A 15,784-nucleotide genomic window follows, 5' to 3' on the forward strand; every position below is an offset into this window, starting at 1 on the left:
GCGACGCGGAAATCGCGCGCTGTTGACGCGCCCCCGCAGTGCCCGCTTCCCCCAAGGACAATTATCAGTGCAGGTAGTCGGCTTGCCGATTTTCAAAAAAGAGCCGCATGGTCGACCCATGTGGGTTAAACGTAGTAGATAGGCCCTATTCGTGGCACAGCACTACTCCATCCCAAATTGGCACCCCGAGCCCTCGTGAGTTGTCAACAAGCTGTTCGCCCAACGCATTATCCGCGCGGCATTTGGAAAATAGCACCACCGCAAAACCCGCGAGTAGCGCTTACGTTGCTATATCTCACTATACTTTGCTATATCTTGCTATACTTTGCTATATCTTGCTATATCTTGAGCAAAGGTGGCTCACATGCAAACAAACCCTTTTAAGCCCACAGCAGGTAAAACACCTCCCACGATTATCGGCCGCGAAGATGTACTTGAAGAATTCAGTGAAGGCCTCACCAACGGGCCTGGTGCCCCTGGGCGCCTAATGCGCATAGCCGGCGTCCGTGGAACGGGCAAGACGGTCCTCCTTGACGAGTGCTCACGTTTGGCGCAAAGCCGTGGCTGGACGGTCATAAAAGAGGTCGCAACCGAGGGACTTTGCCAGCGCATTCTCGAACAGCTGCAGCCCAAATTCCAGGCCAAACACGCCAGATTTGAGCCCACCGTAGCTGGCATATCCATCGGCAGCATAGATATTGAGCGAATCGGCCCATCGCTACGCGACGCCATGAGACAGACAATATCCAAGAATGGAAATGGCCTGCTCATCACTCTCGACGAGGTTCAAGACGCAGAGCTCGATGAGGTCCGAACGCTCTCCATTGCGATTCAGCAGGTTATCGGCGAAGACCTTGATATCGCCTTTGTTTTTGCGGGGCTGCCTTCGATGATTGAAAGCATCATCAACGGAAAGACACTTACGTTTTTGCGCCGTGCCCTCCCCTTTGACCTGAAGGCTGTGGCAGTAACCGAAGTGTCGTACTCCCTCGAGGAAACCATTGAAGCGTCTGGCATGGAGTTGCAGCCAGGTATTGCCGGCCAACTTGCCGAGGCAACGCAAGGTTATCCTTTCATGATCCAACTCGTTGGATACTACGCATGGCAGTTGGCAAGACGCGCACATACACCGATTATTGGAGAAGAAGAAGCCGAGCGCGGCATTGCAACGGCACGCGAACGCTTCTGTGCCATGGTGATTGAGCCCGCGCTACAGCGCATTCCGCCCACGTGCATCGCTTATCTGCTGAGCATGGCATCTTTGGGGCAGACGAGCTCGACCAGCATGGTTGCCGATGCCCTAAACAAAACGCCTCAACAGGTGAGTTCCGTCCGCAGCCGCCTGTTAAGAGAATCGATTATCGAGGCTCCTTCGTACGGCAAGGTCTCATTTGCCATCCCCTACATGCGCGACTACCTCTACGAACACAAAGCCGAACTGGAAGTTGAACTGTAGAAACGGCAACTGCCCTGCAAGACGAAAACCGTTTTCGTACGGATTTAAAGCAGACGTAAACGGTTTTCGTCTGTTTTACGTTCGGAAATAAGACGCAAATTGCACTTTCGTATGGTTTTACGCCAAACGCAACACGCTTTCGTCCGGCTATGCGTCCCCAATCCAGACGAAAAAGGCCCCGAGCTCGTGTGAGCTCGGGGTTCTTTGTGCCGCACATCTATGAGAGGGAATCGATGCGCACGGGCGCTACTCCATGTAGCCGCCCTGGGATGGCGGAAACCTCGTCAATGGGGCCAGGTTTACATGCGCCAAGTTGGTGCAAAGTAACCTGCCCCCACGCAACAAGGGGTTGACTAGAGCTCGCAGGCAACCTTGTAGCCATCGCCGATGGCATCGCGGATGTTGCCGCACTTCTGGGCGTCGCCCAGCACGTGGGTGGCAACACCGGCAGCGGCCAGGTCGTCGGCCAGCTTGGTGTTGGGACGATAGCCCATGGCAAGCACCAGCGTATCGGCATCGGCGATAGTGTGGATCTCGCCATCTTTTTCGTAGCTGATGGTGTCCTCGGTAATCTCGGTTACCTTGGCCTCGGTCAGCACGTGAACGCCCTTGGAAAGCATGCGCGTGATGAGCACCGCGCGGCCGGCGCCGCCCTCGTTGGCAGCGAGCGTCTTGGTCATCTCGATGACGGTGACATCGCGATTGGCCGGCGACAGGTCGTTGACCAGCGGAGCCAGATAGTCGGCAGTCTCGCAGCCGACGGTACCGCCGCCGACGATGACGATCTTCTTGCCCGGGAAGGCGTTGCCGCCCAGCAGGTCGTCAGCCGTCATGACCTGCTTAAAGCCCTGCATAAAGGCCGGAGCGATAGGCTCGGCACCGTAGGCCAAAACGACCTCGTAGCCGGCATAGTCGCGCTGAATATCCTCAGCAGATAGCTCGGTACCAAAGACGCACGTTACGCCCGCTTCGGCCAGGCGGCGATACTGATACTTGATCACGCGCGTAAGCTCCTGCTTTGCCGGCGGAACAGCCGCGATGCGCATCTCGCCGCCCGGTTCGTCCTGCTTGTCCACAAGCACCACGTGGTGCCCGCGCTTGGCAGCAATGTAGGCCACCTCCATACCTGCGGGACCAGCGCCCACGACCAGCACGTTCTTGGGCGTAGCGGCAGGCTCGTAGCCGGCCTCGTCGCGCTCCACGTCCGGATTGACGGTGCAGGAGATGCGCTTGCCAAACATAATGCCGTTCAGGCAGCGCAGACAGCCAATGCAGGGGCGGATGTCATCGGCGTTGCCGGCAGCGGCCTTGTTGCAGAACTCGGCATCGCACAGATTGGCGCGGCCCATCATGCAGATGTCGGCGGCGCCGTCCTCGATCAGCTCCTCGGCAATCCATGCCTCGTTAATGCGGCCGACCGTGGCAACAGGAATGTTCACGTGCTTTTTGATCTCACGCGAGCAGGCGGCGTGCGAGGCCTGCTGCGTGCCGGCAGCGGGAATGGCGGAGCCGCGCTTGATGGTGGTGCCGCCCGACACGTGGATCATGTCGACGCCGGCCTTCTCCAGGCGACGCGAGACGTAGATCATGTCATTGAGGGTCAGACCACCATCGGTGTACTCGTCGCCCGAGATACGGACGTCGATGATGAAGTCCTTGCCGCAGCGCTCGCGAATCTCGGCGATGACCTCGAGCAAGAAGCGCATGCGGGCGTCGAGCGAGCCGCCGTACTCATCGGTACGCTTGTTATAGAGCGGGGTCAAAAAACCGCCGAGCATGCCGTGGGCGTGTGCCGCATGGACCTCGACGCCATCGACACCGGCCTTCTGCATGCGCACGGCAGCGTCGCCAAACTGATGCGTGAGCTCGTGGATCTCGTCGACCGTGATGGGGCGCGGTGCCTCGCGGGCGTAAGACGGGCCCACAAAGGACGGAGCGATCAGGCGAGGCGTGCCCGGAATGTTAAAGGCCATGTAGGCGGGGTGGAAGAGCTGCGGCATGATCTTGCAGCCATACTCGTGGACGGCCGCGGCAAGCTTTTCCCAGCCGGGGATAAACGTGTCGTCGTAGCAGCACATGTCACCCGGCAGATAGGTATAGGTGGGCTCGACCGTCACGACCTCGGTGATGATGAGGCCCACGCCGCCCTTGGCGCGGGCACGGTAATGATCGACCAAGTCATCGGTCACATAGCCGTGATCGGCCAGGTTGGTGGACACCGGCGGCATAAAGACGCGGTTCTTGACCTCGGTTGTACCGACCTTGATCGGGCTAAAGAGCATCGGGTAGGCAGAGGACTCCATACAGGCTTCCTTTCGTTTGAGCCGCTCGGCGGCAGTTGCTAACGTACCTATCGTATCAGTATCCGCTGCATTCGTACTCGCTCGCACTCCCCCGCCTTTAATCCAATCCCCACAAAAAGTTGCGGTGGAATACGGAGTAGATAAGGCCTTTGACAGCCAAAACAGTCCGTATTTCACCGCAACTGATGGGGGGATGGAGTTAAAGGCCCAGGTAGGATGTCATGCCTTCGACGGCGAGCTTGGCACCGGCAACGGCGTGGACCACGGTGAGCGGGCCGTTGACCACGTCGCCGGCGGCAAAGACGCCAGGCACGGTAGTCATGCCATACTCGTCGACCGAAAGCAGGCCGCGATGGTCGGTCTCCAGACCGCCCGTTGTAAGCACGAGCTTGTCCTTGGGCACTTGAGACGCCGCAATCACAACCGTGTCGGCGGACACGTGGTCGAGTTCTTCCTCGTAGCCCACCACGTTGTTGTCCTCGTCAAAGATAGCCGTCTCGAACACCGGACCGTTGTCGTCGATGGCGCAGATCGCCTTGCCGCACACAATCTCGGCACCGTCAAGCTCGGTCAGCTCCACCTCATCATCGATGGCAGAGATATGGCGCGATCGGGCGTACACGGTAACCTTGCGAGCACCCGAGCGCAGGGCCGTGCGGGCAACATCCATGGCCACATTGCCGGCGCCGATAACCGCCACGTTCTGCCCGATTGCCACGCTCGTGGGATCGACCAGATAGTCGATACCAAACAGCACATTGCCGCGCGACTCGCCGGGAATACCCAGCTTTCGAGCTCGCCAGGTGCCGGTACCAACAAAGACCGCATCGTAACCGTCGCGCAGCAGGTCGTCGATGTGGAGCGCACCGCCGATGGTGGTCGAGGGGCGAACGCGCACGCCGAGCGAGCACATCACGTGGCGGTACTTTTGCACGAGCGAACGCGGCAGACGGAACTCGGGGATACCGTACTCCAGCACGCCGCCGATCTCGGGCCGCTGCTCAAAAACAGTGACGGCGCAACCCAGCTGCGCCATCTTAATGGCCACAGTCATGCCGGCGGGGCCGGAGCCGACCACGGCGACCTGCTTGCCGCGCGACGGCGCGGGTCTCCACTCTTTGCGGTCCAAATACGCCGTGGAGATATAGTTCTCGATGCTCGAAAAATGCACGGGCGCGCCCTTGCGGCCCTGAATGCAAGCGCCCTCGCACTGGCCCGAATGATTGCACACCATGGAGCAGACCGCGCTCATGGGATTGTTCTGGAACAGTAGCTCGCCCGCCTCTTGCAAACGGCGCTGCTTAAAGAGGTCGATAACCTGCGGAATGGGCGTCTGCACCGGACAGCCCTTTATTTGACAGAACGCCTTTTTGCAGCCCAGACAGCGATTTGCTTCCTCAACGATGTGGATAGCCACGCAATTCCCCTCTATCGACCTGGACGAAATCGGCTTCTTAAACCAATTTGCCCGAATTTATAACCATAGATACGTCAACAGTGCGGAAAAGGGCACCGAAAAGCATCTCACAAACGCGCAGTAGCAACCCTTCCCTCGCACGGAGCCACTGTGCAGCCCCGTCATCGAGATCAAAAGATTCGCCACCCCTACGAATGGCGAATCTCTCTACAGGCAGACGCCGTCTTTCCAGATACTGATCTCGTGGCAACCGCGGCGCTCGGCACTCGTTAGCTTACCGCTCGCTGTATCCAGTACCAGCTGATACAGGTCGCGGGCAGCCTCGTCGAGTGTGCGTTCGCCTGTGGCAATCACGCCGGCGTTAAAGTCCATCCAGTTGGCCTTGTGGTCGCACAAACGCTGATTGGTGAACACCTTGAGGGTAGGCGCCGGCGCGCCAAACGGTGTGCCGCGGCCGGTCGAGAACAGAATCACGTGGCAGCCGGCAGCCGTCAACGCCGTGGTGGATACCATGTCGTTGCCCGGACCGCACAGCATGTTCAGGCCGTGTTTATTTGCCTGGCCGGCATACGGCAGCACGTCGACGATGGGGGCAGATCCGCCCTTTTGCACGCAGCCGCAGCTCTTGTCCTCGAGCGTGGTAATACCGCCGTCCTTGTTGCCGGGACTCGGGTTCTCATAAACGACCTCGCCGTGGCTAATAAAGTAGTCCTTAAATCCATTGAGCATGTCGGAGGCAGCGTTAAAGACCTGCTCGTTCTCGCAACGGTCGAGCAGGATGCTCTCCGCGCCAAACATCTCGGGCACCTCGGTAAGCACCGACGTGCCGCCACGGGCGACGACCATATCGCTCACGCGACCGATCGTGGGGTTGGCGGTAATGCCCGAAAGACCGTCGGAGCCGCCACACTTAAGACCAATGACCAGCTCGGAGGCCGGAATGGGCTCGCGCTTGGACTGCTTTGCCAGGTCTGCCAGCTCGGCCAGAATCTTGTGACCCTCGATTTGCTCGTCGGCTACATCCTGGCAGGTGAGAAAGCGAACGCGCTCGTGATCGAAGTCACCGAGCTCGTCGAGCACCTGCTGGTGTGTGCAGTTCTCGCAACCGAGCGACAGGAACAGCACGCCGGCCGCATTAGGGTGACGCGAGAGCGCCACCAGCAGACGACGCGTCTGGACATGGTCGGCGCCGGTCTGCGAGCAACCGAACGGATGCGGGAAGTAGTAGACGCCCTCCAGCGAGCCATCGACCAGATCCTGGGCCTGCTCGCACATGGCACGGGCGACTTCGTTGACACAGCCGACCGTGGGGATGATCCACAGCTCGTTGCGCGTCGCGGCACGACCGTCGGCACGGCGGAACCCCATAAAGGTCTCGGGCTCAACCGACTCAACGACCGGATGCGTGGGGTTGTAGGTGTACTCGACCTCGCCCGAAAGGTTGGTCTTCACATTGTGCGTGTGGAGCCACTGACCGGGCTGGACATCGCCCGTCACGTGTCCGATAGGAAGGCCGTACTTAATGACGTCCTCGCCGGCGGCAATCGAGCGCACAGCCATCTTGTGGCCTTGCGGAATATCCTCCGCGGCCACGACCTCGCCCACCCCGGGAACCGCGACGGCGGTGCCCTTGGCAAGCGGCGACAGCGCGACGATCACGTTGTCGGCCGGATTGATCTGGATAGTGTTCATTGCAAATGGTCCTAACCCTACAGGTTGAGCAGAAGTCGAGTGACGCCCGCCAGTTACCCGGCGGGCGTACAGAAGGATTTAGGCCTGAGCGTTCGCGAACGCCTGCTTGACGCCCTCGGCGCGCACGACGGCAAGAGCGTTGACGACAAACTCCTCCAGGCCGGCGATCTGCGTAAGATCCTCGCCCCACATTTGCTCGTTAGCGAGCACATCGTGCACCAGCTCGGCGTCGTCGGCGCCGGCACGGGCAGCGTAGAAGTCGAGCACGAAGGCGTCGTCCTGAGCGGTGTACTCGGTGCCGTCAGAGCGACGCAGATGCAGGCCGTCGCCCTCGCGGGACACGAGCTCCTGCGTGTAGAAGGAGATGAGCGTGGCCAGGCTCGTCGCCAGGCACTTGGGCAGGTTGCCGGTCTCGGCAACGTAGTCTTTGAGCGTAGGCAGGTCGCGGGCACGCCACTTAGCCGTGGAGTTGAGGCAGATGGAGAGCAGCGCGTGGTCGATAAACGGATTGTCGAAGCGGTTCTCGACGGCGGCGGCAAAGGCCTTGCAATCCTCGGCATCCAGATCGGTGGCGAGCGTCGGGATGACCTCGTCGTAGAGCATGGTGTTCATGAAGCCGCGGACGGTCTCGTCGTGCATGCAATCGCGCACGATATCAAAGCCGGCAACCCAGGAACCCGGGACAAAGGCGGTGTGGGCGCCGTTGAGGATGCGGACCTTGCGCTTCTTGTACGGGGTGACGTCGGGGGTCACAAAGACACCCGGCAGACCGGCCTTCACGAAGGGCAGACGCTCCTTGAGCGATTCGTCACCCTGGATGCCCCACATCTGGAAGGGCTCACGCACGGCCAAGAACGGATCCTCATAGCCCAAGCGCTCGGCCACGGCAGCGGCCTCCTTGGGATCGCGGATGCGACCCGGAACGATGGTGTCGACGAGCGTGGTGCAGACGGTGCAGTCGTTGGCCATCCACTGCGAAAACTCGTCCTCCCAGCCCCAGTCGCTCACGTACTGGTTCATGATGCGCAGCAGCTCCTCGCCGTTATGGTCGATGAGCTCGCAGGCGAGCACGATGACGCCCTGCTTGCCGGCAGCCCAGCGGGCATGGAGCACCTGGGCAAGCTTGGCAGGGAAGCTCGCAGGGGGCATGTCGTCGGCCTTGCAGGACGGATCGTAGGCGATACCGGCCTCGGTGGTGTTGGAGACGATAATCTCCAGGTCGTCGGAAACGGCGACCTCCATCATGGCACGGTAGTCAGCCTCGCGATACGGATTGAGGCAACGGCTGCAGGCGCTGATCACGCGTGAATCGTCAACCGTGTCACCGTTCTCCTTGCCGCGCACCAGTACGGTGTACAGGCCATCCTGGGCATTGATACCATCGGCGAAATCGAAGGCGCCGCTGATGGGCTGCACCATGACGACCTTGCCGTTCCAACCGGTGGCCTCGTTGCCCATATCGAAGAAACGATCGACGAAGGCGCGCAGGAAATTGCCCTCGCCAAACTGCAGGACCTTCTCGGGGGCGTCCTTGGGCAGCACGTAGCCCTCGTAGCCGATCTTCTCGAGCGTCTCGTAGCTGATGTTATTCATAGAGGTTTTCCTCTCAACTCAAGTCCCGGTACGGCATCGCCGCACCGGGTTGCATTCATGATTGTTTAAACAGCGGGACTATTTATCGATCGTCTCGATAGTGCTCTCGCCGATCTTGCCGCGCTCCCAGCGACCATTCGACAGGTCGTTGGAAATGGAATTGAACTTCTTCTCGGTAATGTCGTAGAGAGCGAAGATGATCAAGGCTGCCACCAGAAGGGCGCAAGCGGGATAAATCGTCAGAGCGCCCTTGATGCCAAGCAGCGTGGCGGCCGTCTGGGGCTTATTTGCCACATATCCGGTAAGAGCAAGGATGCCGCCGGAAATGATCGCGGCAAGGGATTGCGCAAGCTTACGAGAAAAGTTGAACGCGGCGTAGGTCGTACCCTCCTTGCGGATTCCCGTGTGCCATTCACCGTAATCGATAACATCGGAAACCAGGTTCCAGGTGATACCGTTGGGGATGGCAAGCGCGACGTAGCCGATGGTGACGAAGATGATGAACGTCACGGTATTGGTCGGCAGGATGAAGTTGAGGCCGTTTGCCACAGCGCCGACGATAAAGCAGGCGACGCACGTGCGCTTCTTACCGAAATGCTTGACGAGCGTCGGGATGGCGAGAATGGCGACAACCGACGTTCCGATCATGATGCCGTTGACAACGGGCTGCAACGCGATGTTACCCAGGTTGTACTGGCAGAAATACACCATCATGGTGTTGTTGGTGTTCATGGCCGAAATGGTAAACAGCGTAAGCAGGATAACTGCTCCCAGGTTCTTGTTGGTGAAAACGACCTTGAAATACGTGCTGAATGCGCTCGACTTCTTGCCGGCCTTTCCCGCAGCCTTCTCCTCGGCCTGTCGATCGATACGGATATGCTCGCGCGTTCCCAAAAAGCAGATGGCGAATCCGGCGATGCCGCACAGTCCCATGACGACAGCTGCAATCGTATAGCCGTGCGGATTGCCGTCGAGCGTGTCGCCACCCGCAAAGAACAGGACCAATGGGATGAACGCTACGCCCGTGATGAGCTGTGCGCAAAGCGAACCGGCCTGGCGCGTTGACGCCATGTGCGCGCGGTCATCGACGTCACGCGTCATTACCGTGGCCAGAGATCCGTACGGCACGTTGGTGAAGCTGTATACGACGCCCCAGATCATGTAAGTTATCAGCGCATAGGCAATTTTACCTGCCATGGGAATATCGGGCGCAGTGAAGGTCACCACGGTTAGAACGGCAAGGATCACGGCCGAAACCATCATGACCGGACGAAACCGACCGTGCTTGCCAATCTTCTTTCTACCGTCGACGAATGCACCGGCAATCGGGTCCATGAACGCATCGAAAATCTTGGTGACGGCGAAAATCAGGCTCACTACGCCCGGCGAAATCAGACAGATGTCAGTGTAGAACTTGGTCAGATAGGCTTGACCAAGATCGAACATGAATCCATTGCCCAAATCGCCAAAGCCATAGCAGATTTTCTCACGCCAGCTCAGCTTGATATCCTGCGAGCTCTGCATAGATCTCGAATCCGCCTGAGCAGACACGATCTGCTCGTTTTTCTGTTGCCCTGTTCCCATATGGTCCCTCCCCTTTGCAACCGATTTCACCAATCGGAGCACATACAGATCTATGCCTCGACGGTGCCCAAATCGAAGCCAAAGTAGCGAACGGAATTGTTGTAGCTGATGTCGCGCACGATACTGCCCAGCAGCTCCATGTCGGCCGGGTACTTGCCCTGCTCGACCCACTCGCCGATCACGCTGCACAGCACGCGACGGAAGTACTCGTGGCGCGGATAGGACAGGAAAGAGCGGGAGTCGGTAAGCATGCCCACAAAATTGCCCAGCACGCCCTCGTTAGCCAGAGCCGTGAGTTGCTCGCGCATGCCGACCTCGTTGTCGTTGAACCACCAGGCGGAGCCGTTCTGGATCTTACCGGCGGTCGGAGCCTCCTGGAAGCAACCCATGACGGTATCGATCATGGTGTTATCGATGGGGTTCAGGCTGTACAGGATGGTCTTGGGCAGGCCGCAGGTCTCCTGGATGGAGTTGAGGAAATCGGCGAGCTGGTCGGACGGCGTGTAGTTGGAGATGCAGTCGTAGCCGGTGTCGGGACCGAGTTTGGCGAACATGGCGCGGTTGTTGTCGCGCTTGCAGCCAAAGTGCAGCTGCATGGCCCAGCCCAGACGGACATACTCGCCGGCAACGAACTGCATAAAGGCAGTCTTGTACTTGAGGACCTCTTCCTCGGTGAGCGGCTCGGCAGCCAGACCCTTGGCAAAGATAGCCTCGATCTCGTCGACGGTAGCCGGGACGTACATAACGTAGTCGAGTGCGTGGTCGGAGGCGCGGCAGCCCAACTCGTGAGCAACGTCGTAGCGCTTGGAAATGGCAGCCTTCATGCCCTCAAAGTCGCTGACCTCAACGCCGGCAACCTCGGAGAGGTGCTTGCAGTAGTCGGCAAACTCCTGGCCGCGCTCGATGCGCAAAGCGGCATCGGGGCGCATGGCGGGAACGACCTGAACGTCAAAGCTGTCGTCGGCGGCAATCTTCTTGTGCCACTCAAAGCTGTCGGCGGGGTCGTCGGTAGTGCAGATCATGCGGACGTTGGACTGCTTGATCAGGTTGCGGCAGGTAAAGCTGGCCTCAGCGAGCTTGGCGTTGGCAAGGTCCCAGACCTCCTGGGCAGTCTTGCCGTTGAGGACGCCCTCGTAGCCAAAGTAGCGCTTAAGCTCCAGGTGGCTCCACTCAAAGACGGGGTTGCCAACGCAGCGACCCAGGGTCTCGGCCCACTTTTGGAACTTCTCGCGAGCAGGGGCGTCGCCAGTGATAAAACGCTCGTCGACGCCGTTGGCACGCATCAGGCGCCACTTGTAGTGGTCGCCGCCCAGCCAAACCTCGGTGATGTTCTCGAAACGCTTGTCCTCCCAAATCTCCTTAGGAGAAATGTGGCAGTGATAGTCGACGATGGGCATGCCCTCGGCAAAGTTGTGGAACAGTTCCTCGCCGGTCTTAGTGCTCAGCAGGAAATCCTGATCGTCCATAAAGTTTTTCATCAAACAACCCCTTTGTTTGCGGAGCGGGCGCACAATACGCTCGTCATCCTCTAGGTGAACGTTCACCATCTTAGTGCAAAATGCGTTACGAGGTGAACGTTCACCTAACCATCATGGGGCGAACGGTAGGTTTCGACCGCTTAACGGTTGCCGAGCCATGGACCCTGCGTTGGATCGGCACAAAGAAAGGCCACTGACGGCAGATTCGCCATCAGCGGCCTTCGAAACAATTTTTCGATCCCCAGCCAAAAAGTACGCGGCAAGTAGGGAACTCCCTAAACGCATTAGATTCCGGCGAGCTCGCAGTAACGATCGACGTTGCTGGCAAACACCATCTCAACAGCCCCCTTTTGCACAGGCTCCGCCGGCGTCTTTCCCCACAGCAGATAATCGCCTAAGGTCTTGGCGCCACGGTATGCCAAACTCACCGGGTCCTTGTAGACGATGTTGGTAAAGATGCCCCGACGCAAGGCCAGCGCACTTTCTGGGAACAGGTCGTTGCCGATCACCATTACTTCGCCGGCCTTGTTAGCCGAGACAAGCGCATCGGCAATCAGCTCAGAGCCCACGGCGAACACGCTGCAGATCAACTCGGGGGCTTCCGATGACTTTAGACGCTGGTTGAGCTCGTGCTCGAGCTGCTTGACCTGGGCATGAGCACCGGTCAGATCCTCGACCTGCCAGGGAACATTGTGCTCGCGAAGGTAATTGTGGAAGGCGCGAGCGGTCAAATAGTGCGAGTCGGTATAGGGGTCGCCCGCCAATAAAAGCACGCGGGCATCGGTCCCAGAAGCGTGAACCAGGTTGGCCGCCTGCTCGGCCATCAGGCTTCCCGCCGTGGAGTAGTCGGCCAAACTAGCGCCCAGGCGATCGAGGTGAGGGCGGTCGCCGTCAACGAGCTCAATCGTCACGCCCGCCTCGGCGATCTGCCCCAAAAGCTCAGTCGCACGATCGTCGCCCGGCGTATAGGCGAGCAAGCCATCAATCTTCTCGCCCACCTGCAGACGCTCGTCGATTTGCTCAAGTGCATCAGCGTAGCCGCCCACGCCAAATTCAACGCGTTCAACGGTAATGCCCTGGTCGATGACCTCTTGCTCAAAGCGATTGCAGCCTTCCCATAGGTAACGGAAAAAGTACGCTCCCTCGCGCGATGCGCTGGGCAGGCAAAACACCAGATTGATATCCTTGCGGCGCAGGCTTGAGGCACTTGTGTTGCGGTGATAGCCCATGGCCTCGGCCTTAGCGTTCACCTTGGCACGCACGGATTCGCTCACGCCGGCCTTTCCCGTCAGAGCCTTGTGCACGGTATTGATGGAAACGCCAAGCTCGGCGGCTATGTCCTTCATGGTTACACGAGCGCTCATGGGATTACTCCGTTATAGATAAGTTGCCAATTTACAGTTCAGTTAACGATACCCCAAAAATACTCTTCAACTCGCCGCGCTCGCGCCCAAATGCGCAAAGCGCCCCGCGAACGGATGCTCGCGAGGCGCTTGGATGTCTGGACCTTATTTGATACCGCGGCCCAAGTCTTCGGCGATTTTGTCCACGCCCTTAAGTGCGGCGCACGTCTTTTTGTTGGAGCAATGCCCCGTGCAAACGCCACCCTGAGCGCAGTCGGCGCAGGTGCCCTTGCGGTAGATGCGCACGCACACGGCGACAAACGCAATACCGATAACAGCCAGTACAACAATATCGATAGGTGCCATAGCAAGCCTCCTCTAGTTAACCATCACTTACTTTACCCCATTCTCCACCTACCAAATAGGGACAGGTTTATTTTGGTCGGTTTTATCTGCGGAAACGCCACATCTTACTTCTGGAGCAAAGCAATCTGTCCCCCCATTGCGTCAAAAAGCCCGAGTGTCACTGAGACACCCGGGCTCGTGGAAAGGGGTTGATCCTTATTCGGACTTAGGCGGAAACTGCAGCGGAAGCAGTGTTGGTCTCGTCCTCGTCGGTCCAAGCGTGCTTGGGCATAGGACGGAAAATCTGGAAGAGCATCGCGACCAGCAGCACGATAGCCACAACCGTCCAGAAGCCAAACTGCCCAAGGACAAGCAGGTTATAGAACTGGTTGATGAACAGGCCGATCACCCAAGCGAAGGCGCACTCGTAGCCGAGGGCAATCGCGGTCCACTTGCCGGAATTCATCTGGTTGCGGATGGTACCCATAGCGGCAAAGCACGGAGCGCACAGCAGGTTGAACGCGCCGAAGGCAACGCAGGCGCCCATGGTGGGGAACATGCCGGCAAACGCGGTCCACAGGCTCGGGTCGGTCTCGCCCGCGTCGGCGACGGACAGCAGCGAGCCGGCGGTGGCGACAACGTTCTCCTTGGCGACGAGGCCAGAGACAGTCAGCGCGGTTGCCTGCCAGGTGCTAAAGCCGAGCGGGGCGAAGATCCAAGCGACCAGGTTGCCCAGCATGGCGAGCACGGAGTAGTCCATGAACTCCTCGGGGATGCCGTCCATCGCAGGCAGGAAGCCAAAGGAGCCGTTGTAGCTACCAAAGTTGGAGAGGAACCACACCACGACGGTAGAGGCGAAGATGATCGTGCCGGCCTTCTTGATAAAGGCCCAGCAGCGCTCCCACACGTGCAGCGCCCAGGAGCGGATCGCCGGGAAGTGGTAAGCGGGGAGCTCCATGACAAACGGGGTCGGGCGGCCGGCGAAGAGCTTGGTCTTCTTGAGCATGAGGCCCGAGGCGATGACGGCAAAGACGCCCAGGAAGTAGAAGAGCGGGCTGATCCACGCGGCGGTGGTAGAAGAATCGCCGATGATGGAACCCATGAGCAGGGCGATGATCGGCAGCTTAGCGCCACAGGGAATGAACGTGGTGGTCATGACCGTCATGCGGCGGTCCTTCTCGTTCTCGATGGTCTTGGTAGCCATGACGCCGGGGACGCCGCAGCCCGAGGACACGAGCATGGGGATGAAGGACTTACCGGACAGGCCAAAGCGGCGGAACACGCGGTCCATGATGAAGGCGACGCGGGCCATATAGCCGCAGTCCTCCAAGAAGGACAGCATGACGAACAGCAGGAACATCTGCGGAACGAAGCCGAAGATGGCGCCCAGGCCGCCGACGATGCCGTCGCAGACCAGCGAATCGACCAGGCCACCGTCCTCGGTGCCGCCCGCCACAAGGGCGTCGTGCACCACGGTGGTGATACCCGGGACATAGGGGCCGTACTGTGCCGGGTCGACCGAGTCGGCATTGTCACCCGCAGCCTCGACGGCCGCGTCGTAGGCGTCGCGACCCTGGCCGAGCACATACCAACCGTCGGTACCGAAGAGCTGGTCGTTGGTGAAGTCGGTCACCGTGCCGCCCAAGGTAGAAACGGCGATGTAGTACACGCAGAACATGATGACCACAAAGATCGGCAGGCCCAGGATACGGTTGGTAACCACGCGGTCGATCTTCTCGGAGGTGCTCATCTTTGCCGGAGCCTTGGTGAGGCACTCGTCAATGATGTGGGCAATCACGCCGTAACGCTCGCCGGTGATGATGGACTCGGCGTCGTCGTCGCAGTCCTGCTCGCACTGAGCGACCAGCTCCTCCACGCGAGCGGCCTTCTCCTTGGTGAGGTTGATGAGCTTGCAGGCGTCCGCGTCGCGCTCAAACAGCTTGACGGCGTAATAGCGGCGCTTGTTGGCGGGAACGCTCGCCGGAAGGTTGTTCTCGATGTGCGTCAGAACGTCCTCGATGGAGGAGTCGAACTTGTGCTCCGGCATCTCGCCCTTGGAAGCAGCGGACTTCTTGACCTGCTCGAAGAGCTCCGTGATGCCCTTGTTCTTAAGAGCGGAGATCATCATGACCGGGCAGCCGAGCTTCTTGGAGAGCTTGTCCGTGTCGATCTTGTCGCCGTTCTTCTCGACCAAGTCGGCCATGTTGAGGGCAACAACCACGGGCAGGCCGGTCTCGATAACCTGAAGCGCCAGGTACAGGTTACGCTCGAGGTTGGTGGCATCGACCACCTGGACGACGACATCGGGCTCGCCGCTCATGAGGTAATCGCGCGAGCACTGCTCCTCGGGGCTGTAGGGGGAAAGCGAGTAGATGCCGGGGAGGTCCGTGATGGTAACGTTCTTGTCGCTTAGGAGCTTGGCCTCCTTTTTCTCAACCGTGACGCCGGGCCAGTTGCCAACGTAGCCGTTGGCGCCGGTGATCAGGTTGAAAAGCGTGGTCTTGCCGCAGTTGGGGTTACCCGCCAGCGCGACATGGATCTGAGAATCCGCCATTCAATCCTTCTTCCTTGTG

General features: G+C 59.4%; 10 protein-coding genes. 1 reads left to right on the plus strand and 9 read right to left on the minus strand.

Annotation, left to right across the window (positions count from 1 at the left end; genetic code table 11):
- Window positions 1-364: 364 nt before the first annotated feature.
- Complete coding sequence (locus AB5750_RS06765) at window positions 365-1,456, plus strand: ATP-binding protein (protein ID WP_368145788.1); 1,092 nt, start codon at window positions 365-367, stop codon at window positions 1,454-1,456.
- Window positions 1,457-1,809: 353 nt separating this feature from the next.
- On the opposite strand, the gene AB5750_RS06770 is transcribed toward AB5750_RS06765, so the two are convergent.
- The 9 genes from AB5750_RS06770 to feoB all read right to left on the minus strand — a co-directional run bounded on the left by AB5750_RS06770 (window position 1,810) and on the right by feoB (window position 15,765).
- Window positions 1,810-3,759: an NAD(P)/FAD-dependent oxidoreductase gene (locus AB5750_RS06770; protein ID WP_368145787.1), complete on the minus strand. Its 1,950-nt coding sequence runs from the start codon at window positions 3,757-3,759 to the stop codon at window positions 1,810-1,812.
- 199 nt (window positions 3,760-3,958) lie between these two features.
- Complete coding sequence (locus tag AB5750_RS06775) at window positions 3,959-5,176, minus strand: FAD-dependent oxidoreductase (protein ID WP_368145786.1); 1,218 nt, start codon at window positions 5,174-5,176, stop codon at window positions 3,959-3,961.
- A gap of 207 nt (window positions 5,177-5,383) precedes the next feature.
- The gene (locus tag AB5750_RS06780; RefSeq protein WP_368145785.1) at window positions 5,384-6,868 is read right to left on the minus strand and encodes a UxaA family hydrolase; all 1,485 of its coding nucleotides are present in this window, start codon (window positions 6,866-6,868) and stop codon (window positions 5,384-5,386) included.
- 78 nt (window positions 6,869-6,946) lie between these two features.
- Window positions 6,947-8,461: a tagaturonate reductase gene (locus AB5750_RS06785; protein ID WP_368145784.1), complete on the minus strand. Its 1,515-nt coding sequence runs from the start codon at window positions 8,459-8,461 to the stop codon at window positions 6,947-6,949.
- A gap of 78 nt (window positions 8,462-8,539) precedes the next feature.
- Window positions 8,540-10,045 (minus strand): glycoside-pentoside-hexuronide (GPH):cation symporter, encoded by a 1,506-nt coding sequence (locus AB5750_RS06790; protein WP_368145783.1) that lies wholly within the window; start codon window positions 10,043-10,045, stop codon window positions 8,540-8,542.
- A 50-nt stretch (window positions 10,046-10,095) separates the two neighbouring features.
- Window positions 10,096-11,523 (minus strand): glucuronate isomerase, encoded by a 1,428-nt coding sequence (gene uxaC, locus AB5750_RS06795; RefSeq protein ID WP_368145782.1) that lies wholly within the window; start codon window positions 11,521-11,523, stop codon window positions 10,096-10,098.
- Window positions 11,524-11,807: 284 nt separating this feature from the next.
- A complete protein-coding gene (locus AB5750_RS06800) occupies window positions 11,808-12,887 on the minus strand; it encodes a substrate-binding domain-containing protein (protein WP_368145781.1) in 1,080 nt (359 codons plus the stop codon).
- Between the two features lie 144 nt (window positions 12,888-13,031).
- Window positions 13,032-13,232, minus strand: coding sequence for a hypothetical protein (locus tag AB5750_RS06805; protein ID WP_035136858.1), 201 nt, complete (start codon window positions 13,230-13,232; stop codon window positions 13,032-13,034).
- 205 nt (window positions 13,233-13,437) lie between these two features.
- On the minus strand, window positions 13,438-15,765 hold the full coding sequence (gene feoB / locus AB5750_RS06810) for a ferrous iron transporter B (protein WP_368145780.1): 2,328 nt from the start codon (window positions 15,763-15,765) through the stop codon (window positions 13,438-13,440).
- Between the last annotated feature and the right edge of the window lie 19 nt (window positions 15,766-15,784).

Origin of the sequence: Collinsella aerofaciens, from assembly GCF_040926185.1 — a bacterium.
GTDB lineage: Bacteria > Actinomycetota > Coriobacteriia > Coriobacteriales > Coriobacteriaceae > Collinsella > Collinsella aerofaciens_BC.

What these genes read in the sequence shown, in the direction of transcription:
- AB5750_RS06785 (WP_368145784.1), bottom strand. Translation starts at nt 8,461, where the DNA reads ATGAATAACATCAGCTACGAGACGCTCGAGAAGATCGGCTACGAGGGC.
- AB5750_RS06780 (WP_368145785.1), bottom strand. Translation starts at nt 6,868, where the DNA reads ATGAACACTATCCAGATCAATCCGGCCGACAACGTGATCGTCGCGCTG.
- AB5750_RS06770 (WP_368145787.1), bottom strand. Translation starts at nt 3,759, where the DNA reads ATGGAGTCCTCTGCCTACCCGATGCTCTTTAGCCCGATCAAGGTCGGT.
- uxaC (WP_368145782.1), bottom strand. Translation starts at nt 11,523, where the DNA reads ATGAAAAACTTTATGGACGATCAGGATTTCCTGCTGAGCACTAAGACC.
- AB5750_RS06805 (WP_035136858.1), bottom strand. Translation starts at nt 13,232, where the DNA reads ATGGCACCTATCGATATTGTTGTACTGGCTGTTATCGGTATTGCGTTT.
- AB5750_RS06765 (WP_368145788.1), top strand. Translation starts at nt 365, where the DNA reads ATGCAAACAAACCCTTTTAAGCCCACAGCAGGTAAAACACCTCCCACG.
- feoB (WP_368145780.1), bottom strand. Translation starts at nt 15,765, where the DNA reads ATGGCGGATTCTCAGATCCATGTCGCGCTGGCGGGTAACCCCAACTGC.
- AB5750_RS06800 (WP_368145781.1), bottom strand. Translation starts at nt 12,887, where the DNA reads ATGAGCGCTCGTGTAACCATGAAGGACATAGCCGCCGAGCTTGGCGTT.
- AB5750_RS06790 (WP_368145783.1), bottom strand. Translation starts at nt 10,045, where the DNA reads ATGGGAACAGGGCAACAGAAAAACGAGCAGATCGTGTCTGCTCAGGCG.